Below are 15150 nucleotides of genomic sequence, written 5' to 3' on the forward strand. Positions count from 1 at the left end.
TGGGCCCTTCCAGGTCGACCTCGACGATCTCCAGCGGCTTCTTGGCTTCGAAAGCGACGGCGGCGCGGGTCTTCATCGGAAGGTCTCCAGTCAGGTATGCGATACAGGTGAGCCGCGCCGCCCGCGCCGCGCTTAGGCCAGCGCGGCTTCGTCTAGCTTCAGCGACCGCTCGACCTTGTTGGCGAGCTTGCGGTCGTCATGAGCCCAGGGGTGGAAGCCTGGCAGGTAGTAGGCCAGGTACGGCAGGAAGACCTGGCGCAACATGCCAGGCTTGAGGAACAGGAAAAGCGCCAGCTTCCGCCAGGTCTTGGGCGTGTCGATGTTGTCCTGCTGCAGTAGCAGGTGAAGGTCGCGGGTGCGTTCCTTCCAGAAATCGTTCGTCGCTTGCCACATGACCATCACCCGGAAGAACCAGCGTTTGAGCGGTGATAGATCGCGCGTGACATACATGAAGGTATCGAACGCCACGCCCTTGTGCTCGATCTCCTCCACCGCATGCCATTGCCACAGGCGACGGACTTCGGCCGGCGCGCCGGCCAGGTGGCGCTCGTCGGCCAGCAGGGCGTGGGCGAACATGGCGGTAAAGTGCTCAAGCGCCGCGGTGACCGCCAGGTTGACCTCGGGCTCCAGGTCGCGGCTGCGACGGGCGTCCTCGCGGTTCAGCGCCTCGATCTCCCTGGTTTCGTAGCCCGCGTCATGGACCTGCCGATTGAAGGCGATGTGCTCGCGCGAGTGGTAGGCCTCTTGCTGGGCAAAGTCAGCGACTTGGCTGCGAAGCGGCTCGGGCAGCTCGTTCAGGTAGTGTCTGACGCTCTGGACGAAGTAACTCTCGCCCGCCGGAAAGCTTAGGGACAGGGCGTTATAGAAGGCCGTCGCCACCGGATCGCCGCTCATCCACCAGCGAGGATGAGACTGCCCCCGCCCGAAGGCGACGTTGCGCGGCGTGATGTGAAGGTCGGCCGGAGCGGTGTGTGCGGTCATCGCCATCTCCATCAAGTTCAACACACCGTGTCACACCAAAAATATAGTCTCAACTATAAAATGACGCATGCGTCATTTTTAATAGTCGGTCCGGATTACGACATCGATGCGAGCCAGCCTCGGGCGCAGATTCCCCTACCGACTACACCGCGCGCCGTCCGGCGATCACCGGAAAACGCATCCGCATTGACTCAATAATATAGTTTTCACTATATTTGTCGCCATGCGCTTATGCCTCGCCGGCCGGGCGGCCCACTGACCGGCCAATTCCGAACGCCGGCCTCGGCCGCACCCCTGGCAAAAAGCGTCCCCGTCACCGCCGCATTCAAAGGAGTCTTTATGACCGTAGCGCTTCACACGCCCGAAAGCGGCGTCGTCAAAACCGATATCTCTGATGGCTGGACAGCGATCGAAGGCGAGCCGACCATGACGACGTGGTTCGAGTATCAGTCCCCGGACAAGTCGATCGTCACGGGGACTTGGCGGTCCACGACAGGAGCCTACAGGGCCGAGGCCCAATTCCATGAATATGTGTATCTGGTCGAAGGGGTGATTGAACTCACTCCCGACGGCGGCGAGACGGTGACGGCGCGCGCCGGCGACGCCTTTACGGTCGAGGCCGATTTCAAGGGCGTGTGGCGGATCGTCGAGCCCGTCTACAAGCGGTTCTTGCTCAAGATGGGCTGAAGGCTTGGCCGGGCCGCCGAAAGGCGGCCTCGCCCCCCCCCCTAGCGACCGACCGAAACCCGCATGGGCGACTGGCTCAACTGACGCATCGAACTGCGCGGCGTCCATTCGTCCACATCGGCCAAGGCCTCGATCTGAACACCCGGCGCGGTTACGCCTCTCAAGACAGCCTCTACGAGCGCGCGCGCGATGTTGCGACCGGGGCAGATATGGGACCCGCCGCCAAACGTCACATCGCCCCGCTGCGGTCGAGACAGATCCATTCGGTTGGGTTCGACGAACGCCTTGGGATCTCGGTTTCCAGCGATCCACAACATGACGAGCGGCGTATCAGCTGGCACCGTCAGGCCGTCATACTCGAAGTCCCGCAAGGCGTAGCGCTGGGTCAGCACGACGGGCGGGTTCAAACGGATGGTCTCAAAGAAGGCCGCGGGAACGAGACTTTGATCCGCCCCCACCTGGGCCATAACCTCAGGATTACGAACTAGGCCGCAAACGGCGTTGACCGCAGCGACGGCGGCGGTGTGGAAGCCGTCGATCAGATTGGCCGCCAGCATCATGCCCAGGCTTTCTGGCCGCCCGGGCTCGAGAATGGCCGAAAAGTCGGCGGCCATGTCCTGCAGGATCGGTTGATCGCCTTGAGACAGGCCGCGCTCTACGGCGGCGCTGACCATAGCCAAGTACTCGGCCGCAGCGGCGTCGGCGCTGAGGGTCTCCTCCTGGGTGCGCACCAGATAGAACATCGGCGACAGCGCCGAGATCAGATGGCGGGCGCGGGCCTCTTCGTCGGCGGTCAGGCCCAGCACCTGAGCCCAGAACCGGGCGGTCAAGCGTTCAGCCACGTCCGCGCCGAAATCGACCTGCGCCCTGGCGCCGGCGTCTTGAAGCAGCGTCGTCACCGTCCCTTCGATCAGGGCGGCGAAACGCGGCAGCTGCTTGGGCATGAACTGGCGCATGAACAATTGCCGGGTGGGCCCATGCAACGGCGGATTAGCGGTAAAGACCTGGTTGGACACCAGCTTGGCGAGCGATGAGGCCGCCGGGATTTCAGGCTCGACGGGCGCGCCATCAGGGCAGACGTTGAAGGCGGAAGAGGACAACACGTCCGCAGGCATATTGCCGGCGGCCTCCGTGGCGGCGATCCTTCGCAGCGGTTCGGCGCCGAACACCAGGAGCCGCGAGCCCGCGCCTTGGGCCAGACCATCGGGATAACGCTCGAAAAGGCGCGCCAGACTCCCCTCGAGGTCGGCGGCCCAGCCGGCCAGTTCCGCAGACCCCAGGGGTGGCAGGTCTTCGATCCGGCGAGGCAGATGGCTCATGGCGTGTCCTTAGTTTCTCAAGAGGAAGCCGATTAGGTTTGGCGACGCGACAGCCGAAAGCCGAGGCTGCGACCGGCTACGGGCAGCCTGCGCCGGGCGCATCCACGCGCGCCGAAAGAAGCCGCGCCGTCGGGCTGGCGCGGCACGTCGCCGGGTCGGTGGTGTCGGCCGTACAGACGAAGAGCGTGCGCCGGTCTTCTCCGCCCAGCACGCAGGCCACGGCTTGCTGTTCGGTGGCGATGCGGTCCAGCTCGCGACCGCCCTCGGCGATGCGCACGACCGCATTGGCCGACAGTCCCGCCACCCAGACCGCGCCCTCTGCGTCGAGGCAGACGCCATCGGGGGTGACGTCGGACGGCAGGCTGGCCCAGAGGCGCCGATCGGTGAGTGTCCCATCGCCGTTGCGCGTGAACGCCGTCAGTTGGCGCGAGGCGCTCTCGGCCACGATCAGGGTTGCGCCATCGGGCGTGATCACCATGCCGTTGGGAAAGAATAGGTCCTCGCCAACGGCCTCGACGGCGCCGTACGGCGAAATCCGCGCCAACTTGGCCAGCTTGACGCTGGCCGGATCAATCGGCGGATCGAGGGAAAAGCCGAAGTTGCCGACATAGGCCTCGCCGTTCGGCGCCACGACCATGTCGTTGGCGTGCCAGGTCGCGATGGCCGACAGATCGGCGTGCTCGACGAAGCCGCCATCGGCCTGCTGTCTCAGGACACGTCGGTCGTGCATCGAGACCACGAGCATTCGGCCGTCCGGCAACCAGCCGATTCCGCCGACGGGTGCGTCGAACTGCGCGATGGTCTCGAGCCCGCCGTCGCCCCCCAACGCCACGATCCGATGGGCGTGCATGTCGGCCAGATAGAGACGACCGTCATGCCAGCGCGGAGCCTCGCCAAACGCCAGGTTGGAAATCAGGGTCTGAAAACGCTCGCCCATGGATCCCTCGTTATCGCCGTCAATTGGCACGCGTCGCGATATATAGCTATGACTATATATTGCCCGTCAATTCCCTCGAGCGCTTGCGCCGCGGGTTTTACGAGACCGGCGGCATGGCGAAGCGTCTAAGGATAAAACGAGAGCCAGAACCATCTTGATCTGCCCTCACAATGAATATAGCAAAAGCTACAACATTGAGGAGACGAGATGGCCATCCGCTCAGAAACGCCAGTGCAGCGCGGTCTGGACGCGATCGAGAAGGGCGTCCCAGCGCTTGCCCATCCGCTGCCCCTGGATCAGGTGGCGCATCAAGGCTGGAACCTCTTGCGGGAGGATCTGCCCATGCCCGCGGCCATCCTCAAGGCTTCGGCCCTGCGCAATAACAGCGACTGGATGCGGCGCTTTCTCGCCGCCACCGGGGCCAAGCTGGCGCCGCACGGCAAGACCACCATGGCGCCGGCGCTCTTCGACATGCAGATGGACGATGGCGCCTGGGGCATCACGGTGGCCACGCCGCACCAGATCCAGGTCGCGCATCGGTTCGGGTTCAAGCGCCTCTTTCTGGCAAACCAATTGGTTGGACGGACCGCGATCGGCCTGGTGATCGATCTGCTGAAGTCCGACCCCGAGCTGGACTTCTACTGCCTCGTGGACTCAGAGACCAACGCCGAGCAATTGGCCCGTGCGGTGGCCGAACAGGGGCTGGGACGGCCGCTCAAGGTGCTCATCGAGATGGGCTACGTGGGCGGACGCACCGGCTGCCGGACTCTAGAGGAGGGCCTCGGCCTGGCCCGGTTCGTCGCCGCCCGGCCTCAGGCCCTGGCCCTGGTGGGCGTCGAAGGCTTCGAGGGGATCATTCGCGAACACACCGAGGAAGAGACGATCGCCAAGGTCGAGACCTTCCTCGACAGCCTGGTGGCCCTGTCCGAGGCCTGCGCGGCGGAGAAGCTCTACGCGCCCGGTCCGACCATCTTCAGCGCCGGCGGCTCGACCTTCTACGACCTGGTCGCCGCCAAGCTCGGCCAGATTGAAGCACCCGGCGAGCGCATCATCCTGATCCGCGCCGGATGCTACCTCACGCACGACTCGCTGATGTACACCGAGCTTTTCCGACGCATGACCGTGCGGTCGCCCGAGGTCGAGGCCTACGGGGCCTATTCGGCGGCGCTTGAAGTCTGGTCCTACGTCCAGTCGCGGCCGGAACCGGGCCGGGTGATCCTGGCCTTTGGCAAGCGCGATGTCTCCTACGACCACCTGCCAAGACCGCTGGCCTGGTATCGGCCCGGCGAACCGGCCGCAACACCGCAAGCCATTCCGGACGGTCACGCCGTGGTCAATCTGAGCGACCAGCACGCCTTTCTCGACATCCCCGAAGATTCGCCCCTGCAGGTGGGCGATCTGGTCGGCGTCGGCATTTCCCACCCCTGCCTGACCTTCGACAAGTGGCAGGTCCTTCACCTAGTGGACGACGCCTACACCGTGACCGGCTCGATCCGGACCTACTTCTAGGCCGCCTTGGCCCACGCAAAAACACCCTGGGAGGTTTCATGACCAATCCGCTCCGCAAGCGGCTGCAGGCAGGCAAGACCTGCGTCAACGGCTGGTCTCTTTTGCCGTCAAGTTTCGCCGTCGAGTTCATGGCCAAGGTCGGGTGGGACAGCATCACCGTCGACATCCAGCACGGCCTCCACGACTACCGCTCGGCCGCGGAGTGCTTTCAGGCCATGACTGGCTATCCGGTCACGCCCCTGGTGCGCGTTCCCTGGAACGAACCTGGCATTATCGGCAAGGTGCTCGATGCGGGGGCCTGGGGGATCATCTGCCCGATGATCAACACCGCCGAGGACGCCAAGGCCCTGGTGCGCGCCAGCCTCTACCCGCCGGCGGGCGAACGCTCCAATGGCCCGATCCGGGCCGGGGGCTACGGCGTACCCGGCGCTTATCAGGGTTTCGCCAATGAAGAGGTGTTGATCCTCCCGCAGATCGAGACGGCCCAAGCCGTGGAAAATCTCGAAGCCATCCTCGACGTACCCGGTGTCAGCGGCGTCTATGTCGGCCCCAGCGACCTGGGCTTTTCGATGGGCCTGCCGCCAATCCTCGACCGTGAGGAGCCCGAGATCCTGGCGATCTACGAGCGCGTGCTGGCCGCCGCCGCGGCGCGCGGCAAGTTCACCGGCATCCAGAACCTGACGCCAGCCTATGCCGCGCGCATGGCCCAGATGGGCTTCGGGATCGTCACGGTCAGCAGCGACGTCGAGCTCCTGGCCTTCAGCGCCTATACGGCCGTCAACGCCACCAGAGCCGCCGCCGGCGAACGCGCCGCGCCGTAACGCCAGCAATCGGCGCGGTCGCGAGCCCGCCTTCGTCAAGGGAAGGTCTGGAGAACACCCATGGGTCCGTTGAAGAACTGGTCTGGCGGCGTGACGTGCGCGCCCGAAACCTTCGCCCAGCCGGAGACGCTGGAAGCGCTCTGCGATCTGGTCCGCGCCGCGCCAAAGGCGCGGATGACGGGCTCACGCCACTCGTTCACGCCGCTCTGGCTCACTGACCAGGTCCTGATCAACCTCGACCGGCTGCCCGGGACGCTGGAGGTGGCCGAGGACCGACAGACGGTGTGGGCGCCGGCGGGCGCGACGCTGAAGGACCTGACCGCCGCGCTTTGGGCCGAAGGACTGTCGCTGCTCAATCAGGGCGACATCAACGCCCAGACCCTGGCCGGCGCGTGCGCGACAGGCACCCACGGCACGGGCGAGACGCTCGGCAACCTGGCCAGCCATACGGAGGGATTCAGGGTGGTTCTGGCGGACGGCGAACTCGTCGAATGCGACGCCGCTCAGAGGCCAGAGCTCTTTCAGGCCCTGCGCCTGTCGCTGGGCCTGCTGGGCGTCGTCGTCGCGATCAAGCTCAAGGTCGCCCCGGCCTATCATCTGGAGGAGCGGGTCTTCAAGCTACCGCTCGGCGCCGCGCTTGAGCGTTTCGACGAGCTGGCGGCGGCCCATCGTCACTTCGAGTTCTTCGCCTTCCCCTATGCCGAAGAGGTTCTGGTCAAGACCCTCGACCCTGCAGCCCCGGACGGCGAATTCGAGCCCCCCGAGGAGGACGATGAAGCGTTGCTGGCCGGGTTCTGCGAGATGTCCACGGCCGCGCCGCCGATGATCCCCGATCTTCAGCGCCTGCTGATGCGCTTTGCGCCGTCCGAGCCTACGCCGAGACAAGGCCCGGCATTCCAGATCTTCCCCAGCACCCGAGTGGTGCGCAACGAGGAGATGGAATACGAAGTCCCCAGAGCCGAGGGCGTCGCCGCCGTCAAGGACGTGATCGCGGCCGTCAGGGCCGACGCCCTGCCCGTCTGTTTTCCGCTGATGGTGCGCACGGTCGCGGCGGACGACATCTGGATCAGCCCCCAATGTCAAGGCCCCTGCACGGCCATTTCGTTCCACCAATATCCGAAACTCCCCTGGCGAGCGTTCTTCCCCGCCATCGAGGCCCGCCTGCGCGCGCACGGCGGCCGGCCCCATTGGGCCAAGCACCACACCTTGAATGCGGCTGATGTGCGCGAGCTCTATCCCCGACTGGACAACTTCTTAGCCGCGCGTGAGGCCGCCGATCCGCATGGGAAATTCCTCAATGGCCACTTGGGCTCGCTCTTCGCGTCGCTCTCCTAGGGAGAGCCCTGCGCCCCCCGCGCCGCGACGAAAACGCCAGCGGGGCGCAGAGACTTTTTAGCTTTTACTAAGGTCAGCCTCCCCCTCACTCGGCCTCGGCCACTGGCGACCACAAAGGCCTTAAGCGCTTTGACTTCGATTGACAGCCTCGCAATATAGCTTTTACTATATTTTGTGAGGGCAACGCCGCTGGGCGGCGCGGCCCGCAGCCATTTCCCAGAGCCCGCCCGCCGCGGCGAGGCAGACGAGCGATCAAGACATGACCCAGCCTAGGACCTACCTCATCACCGGCGCGGCCAGCGGGATCGGAGCGGCGATCGCCACCAAGCTCGCCCGGGCGCGTCAGAACGTGATGCTGGCCGACATCAACGCCGAAGGCGCGAGCGCCTTGGCCGCGACCCTGGGCGAGCGCGCCAGCGCCGTCGCCCTCGACATCCGTGATCCGGTCGCGTGGGAACGGGCGTTTGACGCCACCGTCTCGCGCTTTGGCGGCTTCGACGTGCTGATCAACAACGCCGGCCTCGTGCGCACGGGCTTGGCCAAGAACGTCGCCATCGCCGACCACCAGCTGACCATGGACACCAACCTGATGGGACCGGTGACCGGCATGGTCGGCGCCTTCAAGCGCTTCGAAAAGCAGGGCGCTGGCCATCTCGTCACGGTCTGCAGCATGACATCGTTCCTGCCCTTCCCCGGCGTGGCCATCTACGGCGCCTCCAAGCACGCGCTGCGCGCCTTCCACCACGGCATGGCCATCGAGGAGCGCCATAGCGGCATCGACTTCACCATTGTCCATCCCACGGCCACCGAAACGCCGATGCTGGACCAGGAGGCGGCCGATCCGGACGCCGTCATGTGCTTTGTCGCCCCCAGCGTCTCGGCCGAGACCGTCGCCGACACGGTGATCAAGGCCATCAAGCGCAAGGCGATCGAAGTCTGCATGCCGCAGGCCGGCTCCGGCACGGTCAAGGCGCTGGGCGTCGATCCGAAGAAGCTACGCGCCTATGCCGATCACCTCGAAGCCATGGGCAAGGACGGGCTGGCCAAGCGCCAGGCGTCCGCGGCCTGACGCCGCCCTTCGGCCGCCGGGCGCGGCCCTCTTCAAGGAGTTACCGATGTCTGCTGCATCCAAAAGCGCCGGCGACATGACGCCGGAGGAATGGGCCGTGCGGGTTGACCTCGCCGCGGCCTATCGGCTCGTGGCCCTTAACGGCTGGGACGACCTGATCTTCACTCACCTCTCCGCCAAGGTTCCCGGCGGCGCCCACCACTTCCTGATCAACCCCTATGATCGGATGTTCGAGGAGATCACCGCCTCGAGCCTGGTGAAGATCGACCTTGATGGGAAACCGATCGAGGCGACCAAGGCCCCGGTCAACGCCGCCGGCTTCACCATCCATTCGGCTATCCACATGGCCCGCGACGACGCCAACGCGGTGCTGCACCTGCACACTCCGCATGGTCAGGCCGTGTCGGCCATGAGCGAAGGCCTCCTGCCCCACACGCAGACGGCGATGATCGCCGGCCACGACATCGCCTTCCATGAGTACGAGGGCGTCGCGACGGATCTGGACGAGCGCGAGCGCCTGGTCGCCGATCTTGGCGACAAGTCGGTGATGCTGCTGCGGAACCACGGCACACTGACGACGGGATCCACGATCGCCCAAGCCTATCTTCGCATGTACTTCCTCGAGCGCGCCTGCGAAGCCCAGGTGATGATGCTGGCGGCCGGCCGGGCCAATCTGCATGCTCCGCCCGCAGGCGTGGCCGAGAAGGTTCGCGCCCAATCCACCGGGTCGGGAATGTCGGTGGTCTCCGATCGCCTGGCCTGGCCCGCGCTGCTGCGCAAGCTCGATCGGCTGGACCCCAGCTATAAGACCTAACCTCGGGAAGCCTCCTTCCTGCCCGCCTCCATGAGGATAGAGGCCGCGCCGGCCGCAAAGCTGGCGCGGCTTTTTCCATGGGCCGACGAAAGAAAAGGGCCGATCCCGCGGCGGAAGCGGGATCGGCCAGTGACGCCCCTTTTTGGCAAGGGGGCGCGGAGCGCTTGATCAGTAGTGGTAGCGGAGGAAGACGCCGAACGTGCGGGGCGGCGCATAGCTCAGCATGTCATAGCCAAGGCCCGCGATCGGCGTGATCTCGACCAGCACCGCCTTGTTCGTGAGGTTCTTGGCCCAGAGACCCGCCTCGAGATGTTCGTCCGGCGAGCGCCAGGCGAGCTGTCCGTTCAGTTGGAACACCGCCGGCGACGACAGGCGTTCGGTCTGGCTCGGATCGAAGAAGATCCTCGTCCGATACGACGCATCGAGCGAGGGTTCGATCGCGGCGCCCGACTCCAGTTCAACCTTGTACTTGGCCGACAGGCTGGCGTTGAACTTCGGGGCCTCCGGCATCTGATTGCCCGAATAGTCGCCGCCCTCGGACCTATAGTCCTTGTACTTGGCGTGCAGCAGCGCCAGGCCGCCGGTCAGGGTCAGGTTGCGGATCGGGACCGCGGTGATCTCGGCCTCGCCGCCATAGACTCGGGCCGAACCGGCGTTGTCGAGGATCTGCACGGTCCGGGTATCTCGAACCACGAAGGCGAAGGCCTGAAGGTCCTTGTAGTCGTAATAGAAGGCCGAAAGGCTCAGGCGCAGGCGGCGGTCAAACAGGCTGCTCTTGGAACCGACCTCGTAGGCGTCGACCGTTTCATTGCCATAGGGCGCTAGCTGCTCCTTATAGCTCTCGTGATCGGCCTGACCGCCGAAGAAGCCGCCACTTTTGAAGCCGCGATTATAGGTGGCGTAGATGTTGGACTCGTCGGTGAGATCGTAACGCAAACCCAGTCGCCCCGAGAACGCCCCGAAACTCTTGCGCTGGGCGTAGGGCGGCACGAGGTCGAACGCCTCCTCGGCGGTCTCGTGATAGTCAAAGGTCTTCTTGTCAGCCGAATAGCGAAGACCGACGGTCGCGGTCAGCTTGTCGGTCAGGCTGTAGTCGGCCTGGCCGAACAGGGCGTAGGTGTCGGTGTTCTGGGTGTAGGCGTAGCGCAGGAAGACGACGCTGTTGTCGACGCTGACCCCCGTCGGATTGCTGGGCGTGGTGAAGAACGGTCGGAAGTCGCGCAGGACGTCGAAGGTGCTGTTGTTCTTCAGCTCGTCCCGCATGTAGTAGGCGCCGAGCACCCACTTGAGATTCCCGACATCGGCCTGCAGGCGCAGTTCTTGTGACCATTCCTTCTGGTAAGCGATGAAGTGGTTATGGAGGATGTCGGCGGGACTGGTGTCACTGTTTTCGTCTATGTTTCGCCTGACATTCTGGAAGGCCGAGATCGAGACGAGGTCGACACCGCCGAAATGGTGGGTGTAGTTCAGCGACGTCGAATAATAGTCGACGCGGTCCTTGCCCTGGACGTCGGCGGCGACGCGGTAGGGATCGGCGCTGGGGTCGGCATAACCGCTGATGTCGGCGCACGCGCCGCTATAATAATATCCCGGCTTGCACAGGCCATCAGCGCCGGTGGCGGCCGCCGTCGACGGGAATAGCGGACGCTGCTTGGCCTGGCGGGCGCCGCCTCGGTTGGCGTAGCGCGTCACAGACAACAAAGCCTCGTCCTTGTCAGATGGGGTGAACAGCAACGACCCGCGGATCGCGCCGCGATTGGCGTTGTTTACATGGTCGCCCGTCACCGTATTCAGCGTCGCGCCGTCATCGCGCAGATATTGGCCAGCCAGTCGGAATGCCAGCTTGTCCTCGATCAGCGGGCCGCTGACCGCGCCATTGACGGTCAGCGACTTGAAGCGGCCGTATTCCACCGAGCCTTCGGCGCTGGGCCTCCAGGTCGGGCGATTGCTTGTGATGCTGATCGCGCCGCCTGTGGTGTTCTTGCCGTAGAGGGTGCCCTGCGGCCCGCGGAGAACCTCGATCTGACCCAGGTCGAAGAACGAGCTGAGGGTGGCGAACGGCGATCCGATATAGACCCCGTCCACATAAACCCCGACCGCGCTCGCGGTCGTCGGGTTGAAATCGCTCAAGCCCACGCCGCGGATGAACATCTTCGGATTGGCGGCCGCGTCGCCGCCGGAAATACGGACATTGGGCGCGGCGTTGTTCAGGTCGGACAGGACGGCCAGACGCTTGTCGGCGATCGCTTGGGACGTGAAAGCCGTCACCGCCACCGGCACGTCCATGAGATTTTCGGACCGCTTGTTGGCCGTGACCACGACCTCTTCGACGGTCGAGCCCGCGGTCTGTGGCGCGGCAGTTTGGGCCTGCGCCGCGACGGCGGACATCAGGGCGGCGCCGCAGGCCGACGCCATGCACCAGCGCTTGTCGATCATCGGATATCCCCTTTTTCTGGTTTGCGTTTCCTCAGGCCACAAGCTAGCGAACACTATATCCATTGCAATGGCTACCCATGGTGGCGCCGGGCCTCGTCGCCGCGTTGAAAATTCGCCATTCAGCGACGTTTAAAGGCTAAATCAGCATTCGAGCGGCGATAGCTGGGATCGCACTTGCGATAGGAAATGGCGCAAGGTGCGCAAATCGTGATCCATAACATATAGCTTTTGCTATAGTTATTGGCGCTGCTCGCCGCTGAAGCCGCGGACCACATTCTCGAGGATGCGCGACACCGGCCCCTCGAAGCCTTGCCCGTTCCACAGACTTCCGCAGAAGGTGATCGAACCGGTCGAAAAAATGCGTCCGCCCGCGGGCGTCTCGACATAGACCATGTCTGCGCGCACCAGGCGCTCAGGGCTTTCGCCGGTCATAGTCAGCGCCTCGGTCAGCATCTCCTCATGGACCACGCCGAAGCTCTTCGGCGGATCCTCCGAACTGGCCAGGATGTGCACCACGCCGGGCGCGCCGAGCGAGGGATCGGCGCGATCGAGCTCGAAACCCGCCGCGCCACCGCCCGACAGGCCATAGTCGCCAAACGTTTCCTGATCGACACCGTCCAGGATCCAGCCGCCCGGCCCCGAGCGCGCATCCGGCGCGATCCGGTAATGGGTGCTCTCGAACGGACCTTGAGCCGAGAATCCTATGCCCACCAAGGCCTGCGGCGTGCGCCCGTTGCGCCGCCATATGCCGCCGAGCCGACCGTCCAGCTGGTGATAGTATTCACCAGGCTCGGCCGCCCAGGTCCGGATGCCCCCCTCGGCGCGGCGCACCTCGATCATCTCTGGATGCGCGGCATGACGCGCGATGCGCCAATAAAACCCGTTGCCGCCCAGATAGGCTAGGTTGCCGCCGCTCCCGATATAGGCGGCGAGCGCGTCGAGGACGCCAGCGGTGTGGTACTCTGGATGGCTGCCCGTCAGAACCAGATCGTAGTCGGCGATCAGCGAAACGCCCTCGTCGTCGAGATCCTCGTCGGTCACGACGTCGAACACAATCTGCTTGTCTTCAAGCCACGCCAGCAGATGGGTGTCGGCCGGATAGTGACGCAGGCCAGAGCCCCGCGGGTCTTCCTCGAAGATGAAGCCTGGCCGCATGGTCAGCAGAGGCCGCAGGCGCGAGCTGAGACTGACGCCGCTGCCGTCGGCGTGCCAGTTGTAGGTCGACCGCCCATAGGACCCGTATTTGACAGCGCAATAGGGCGATGCGCCCCAGGCCGCGCCCCGCGCCTGGGTGGTTTCCAGGCGGTTGGCGAAGTAGCAATTGCCGTAGGCTTGATAGGTGAAGGTCGGGGCCAGGAAGCAGACCTTCCGGCGCGGGCCGCCTTGCTTGGGCTTCACATAGAACGGCAGCCAGTCCTCGCCGGTCGCCGTGGTCAGGTGCAACGCATAGGCGCCGCTCTTCAGATCGTCCGGAACCTCGAAGCTGAACGAGGGCTCCCAGTCGCAGGACCCGAAGTCGTCTTCATGAAAGTGAATGGCCGCGTAGTCGCGCGGGGCGTGACGCCAGCATTGCTCCTCCCCGCTCCAGGTCGCGCCCTTGACGCCTCGGGTCGGCCAATGGCGCAGGACACCTTCGCGTGCTTGCGGGCCGATCGGCGCCACGCGCTGGGTGTCGATCCCTTGCGAAAAATCCCAGCCGGCGATCAGTCCGGCCGGATCGTCGACGCCATCGGAGGAGAAATAGACGCCTTCGCGGACGGCGGGATCCTGGATCTTTCCTGTAAAGCAGGTTCCAGCCTGCGTCGCCGCGTCCGCCGCGACCGTCAAGCGCCCGCCCGACGGCGCGCGAAAGCCGGCGACGGCGAAGGCTTGCACGGTGGCAGCGCCGCCCAAGGGCTGACAGCCAAGGACGATCTCGCCGCGGGGCGCGCTGTGGCTGAGCCATACCCTATGCCAGACGCCCGCCTTCATCGGTGCGGTCAGGTCGTGGACCTGCGCGCGGTCCGCATCGGCGACAAGCCCTCGAACGCCGGTCGCGGTCACCGCCAGCGTAATGCGCGACACCCCGTCGTCCTGGGAGATCACGGCCCCATAGGTCGGCGGCGTGGCAAACCAGATCAGCGCGGTCCAGGTCACCGCTTCATGGCCCTGGAGATCGGGTCCGTGGGCGATGTCGGCGAATGAGCCCACATCCAGGGGCTGCCGCTTGCCCGCCATCTCTAAGGTGAAACGAGCCGACAGGTCTTCGAACACCAGGCCCGGGCCAGCGGGATTGGGGTCTCCGCTGATCACGCGAATCAGGCCAGCCCTGAAGGCCGCGCCGTCGGCGACGCTGACATGGGCTAGCAAGGTTTCGCCAGGGCGGGCCGAGAGTCGGTCGAAATAACCGGTGATCGGCATCTCCTCGGTCTTGAGCAGAGGGATGCGCAGATGCGAATGCAACGTCATGCTGGACCTTGAGAAGCCAAATTAGGAGAGATCGGACGACGACATCAGCCCTAGCGGCGACGTCGACAGACGCTGGACGTGAAGCACCGTGACGATCAGCAGGGCCAGGGCCAGGCAGCCCCCCGCAGCCAGCAGCCCGCCCCGCGCCTCGGCCTCGGTGACCCATAGGGAGCAGAGCACCGGGCCCGCCGCCGCCCCCAGGGCCTGAACCGTCGGCACCAGGGCCGCGGCGCGCCGCGTCGGGTCGGACTCGATAACCAGCGGCATCTGAAAGGGCATGAAGAAGCCCCAGAAAAAGCCATGCAGGCTGGCTAGGCCCATGAACACGGGGGCGGCCGGCAGCTTCCAGATCCACACCAGGACCACGGCGAACGCCGCAACGCTGACTAGGCACGCAGGATAGTAGGATAGCCGTTTGGCCACGAGCGCGGCGACGCCTGAGCCCAGGATCGACGACGCCAGGCTCAAGGACACCGCCCCGCCGACCGCACCCGGCGCCATTTTCGTTTGGCCTGCCAGTTGGGGCAGATAGGCGAAGAAGCCAATGAAGAAGGCGTAGGTGAGGAAGACCGCCACCAAGCTCGCCATGGCGCGCGCGCCATGGCTACGCGCGCCGCCGGCCTCGGCTTCCACCTCCGTTGGCAGCGGCGCCGCGGCGCTGGGCAACGCAAGGCCCGCCAGCGCGCCGATCAAGGCGACCGCGGCGGCGGCCGCAAAGCCGCCATTGATCTTCCCCCGAAAAAGTGGACGGGGTTAAGCCGCTCTGCGTTCCATCTCGGCGGGGCTGATATAGC

The 15150-nt window shown here is 65.2% G+C and carries 14 protein-coding genes; 7 read left to right on the plus strand and 7 right to left on the minus strand.

The window, feature by feature from the left end; genetic code table 11:
• Both DI526_RS20845 and DI526_RS20850 read right to left on the minus strand, forming a co-directional pair.
• The coding region (locus tag DI526_RS20845; RefSeq protein ID WP_304278308.1) for a hypothetical protein at positions 1–76 on the minus strand (76 nt) is incomplete at its 3' end.
• 56 nt (positions 77–132) lie between these two features.
• Positions 133–981 (minus strand): metal-dependent hydrolase, encoded by an 849-nt coding sequence (locus DI526_RS20850; protein ID WP_304282142.1) that lies wholly within the window; start codon positions 979–981, stop codon positions 133–135.
• Between the two features lie 339 nt (positions 982–1320).
• Between DI526_RS20850 and DI526_RS20855 the strand changes: the two genes are divergently transcribed.
• On the plus strand, positions 1321–1668 hold the full coding sequence (locus DI526_RS20855; RefSeq protein ID WP_304282143.1) for a cupin domain-containing protein: 348 nt from the start codon (positions 1321–1323) through the stop codon (positions 1666–1668).
• A gap of 41 nt (positions 1669–1709) precedes the next feature.
• On the opposite strand, the gene DI526_RS20860 is transcribed toward DI526_RS20855, so the two are convergent.
• Positions 1710–2987 carry a cytochrome P450 gene (locus DI526_RS20860; RefSeq protein ID WP_304282145.1) on the minus strand — a complete coding sequence of 426 codons (1278 nt, stop codon included), beginning with the start codon at positions 2985–2987 and terminating at the stop codon, positions 1710–1712.
• A 76-nt stretch (positions 2988–3063) separates the two neighbouring features.
• On the minus strand, positions 3064–3924 hold the full coding sequence (locus DI526_RS20865) for an SMP-30/gluconolactonase/LRE family protein (RefSeq protein ID WP_304282147.1): 861 nt from the start codon (positions 3922–3924) through the stop codon (positions 3064–3066).
• A gap of 207 nt (positions 3925–4131) precedes the next feature.
• Between DI526_RS20865 and DI526_RS20870 the strand changes: the two genes are divergently transcribed.
• The 5 genes from DI526_RS20870 (at position 4132) to DI526_RS20890 (ending at position 9472) form a co-directional block, all read left to right on the plus strand.
• Entirely contained in the window at positions 4132–5433 is a 1302-nt protein-coding gene (locus tag DI526_RS20870) for an amino acid deaminase (protein WP_304282149.1), read from the plus strand.
• A 38-nt stretch (positions 5434–5471) separates the two neighbouring features.
• Positions 5472–6254, plus strand: a complete 783-nt coding sequence (locus tag DI526_RS20875) for an HpcH/HpaI aldolase/citrate lyase family protein (protein WP_304282151.1) — start codon at positions 5472–5474, stop codon at positions 6252–6254.
• 60 nt (positions 6255–6314) lie between these two features.
• Positions 6315–7589 carry a D-arabinono-1,4-lactone oxidase gene (locus tag DI526_RS20880; RefSeq protein ID WP_304282153.1) on the plus strand — a complete coding sequence of 425 codons (1275 nt, stop codon included), beginning with the start codon at positions 6315–6317 and terminating at the stop codon, positions 7587–7589.
• Between the two features lie 259 nt (positions 7590–7848).
• A complete protein-coding gene (locus DI526_RS20885) occupies positions 7849–8658 on the plus strand; it encodes an SDR family oxidoreductase (RefSeq protein ID WP_304282154.1) in 810 nt (269 codons plus the stop codon).
• A gap of 46 nt (positions 8659–8704) precedes the next feature.
• Positions 8705–9472 (plus strand): class II aldolase/adducin family protein, encoded by a 768-nt coding sequence (locus DI526_RS20890; protein WP_304282156.1) that lies wholly within the window; start codon positions 8705–8707, stop codon positions 9470–9472.
• Between the two features lie 168 nt (positions 9473–9640).
• On the opposite strand, the gene DI526_RS20895 is transcribed toward DI526_RS20890, so the two are convergent.
• From DI526_RS20895 to DI526_RS20905, 3 genes are all read right to left on the minus strand, one after another.
• Positions 9641–11908: a TonB-dependent receptor gene (locus tag DI526_RS20895; RefSeq protein ID WP_304282158.1), complete on the minus strand. Its 2268-nt coding sequence runs from the start codon at positions 11906–11908 to the stop codon at positions 9641–9643.
• Positions 11909–12145: 237 nt separating this feature from the next.
• Entirely contained in the window at positions 12146–14356 is a 2211-nt protein-coding gene (locus DI526_RS20900) for a N,N-dimethylformamidase beta subunit family domain-containing protein (protein WP_304282160.1), read from the minus strand.
• A 21-nt stretch (positions 14357–14377) separates the two neighbouring features.
• Positions 14378–14932, minus strand: coding sequence for a hypothetical protein (locus tag DI526_RS20905; RefSeq protein WP_304282161.1), 555 nt, complete (start codon positions 14930–14932; stop codon positions 14378–14380).
• A gap of 24 nt (positions 14933–14956) precedes the next feature.
• On the opposite strand from DI526_RS20905, the gene DI526_RS20910 reads away from it, so the two are divergent.
• Positions 14957–15150: hypothetical protein (locus tag DI526_RS20910; RefSeq protein WP_304282163.1), on the plus strand; the 194-nt coding region annotated here is incomplete at its 3' end.

Origin of the sequence: Caulobacter segnis, from assembly GCF_003243465.1 — a bacterium.
Classification (GTDB): Bacteria; Pseudomonadota; Alphaproteobacteria; order Caulobacterales; family Caulobacteraceae; genus Caulobacter; species Caulobacter segnis_A.

Excerpts from the sequence above, each read along its gene's own strand:
- DI526_RS20850 (WP_304282142.1), bottom strand. The coding sequence starts at position 981 with ATGACCGCACACACCGCTCCGGCCGACCTTCACATCACGCCGCGCAAC.
- DI526_RS20855 (WP_304282143.1), top strand. The coding sequence starts at position 1,321 with ATGACCGTAGCGCTTCACACGCCCGAAAGCGGCGTCGTCAAAACCGAT.
- DI526_RS20860 (WP_304282145.1), bottom strand. The coding sequence starts at position 2,987 with ATGAGCCATCTGCCTCGCCGGATCGAAGACCTGCCACCCCTGGGGTCT.
- DI526_RS20865 (WP_304282147.1), bottom strand. The coding sequence starts at position 3,924 with ATGGGCGAGCGTTTTCAGACCCTGATTTCCAACCTGGCGTTTGGCGAG.
- DI526_RS20870 (WP_304282149.1), top strand. The coding sequence starts at position 4,132 with ATGGCCATCCGCTCAGAAACGCCAGTGCAGCGCGGTCTGGACGCGATC.
- DI526_RS20875 (WP_304282151.1), top strand. The coding sequence starts at position 5,472 with ATGACCAATCCGCTCCGCAAGCGGCTGCAGGCAGGCAAGACCTGCGTC.
- DI526_RS20880 (WP_304282153.1), top strand. The coding sequence starts at position 6,315 with ATGGGTCCGTTGAAGAACTGGTCTGGCGGCGTGACGTGCGCGCCCGAA.
- DI526_RS20885 (WP_304282154.1), top strand. The coding sequence starts at position 7,849 with ATGACCCAGCCTAGGACCTACCTCATCACCGGCGCGGCCAGCGGGATC.
- DI526_RS20890 (WP_304282156.1), top strand. The coding sequence starts at position 8,705 with ATGTCTGCTGCATCCAAAAGCGCCGGCGACATGACGCCGGAGGAATGG.
- DI526_RS20895 (WP_304282158.1), bottom strand. The coding sequence starts at position 11,908 with ATGATCGACAAGCGCTGGTGCATGGCGTCGGCCTGCGGCGCCGCCCTG.
- DI526_RS20900 (WP_304282160.1), bottom strand. The coding sequence starts at position 14,356 with ATGACGTTGCATTCGCATCTGCGCATCCCTCTGCTCAAGACCGAGGAG.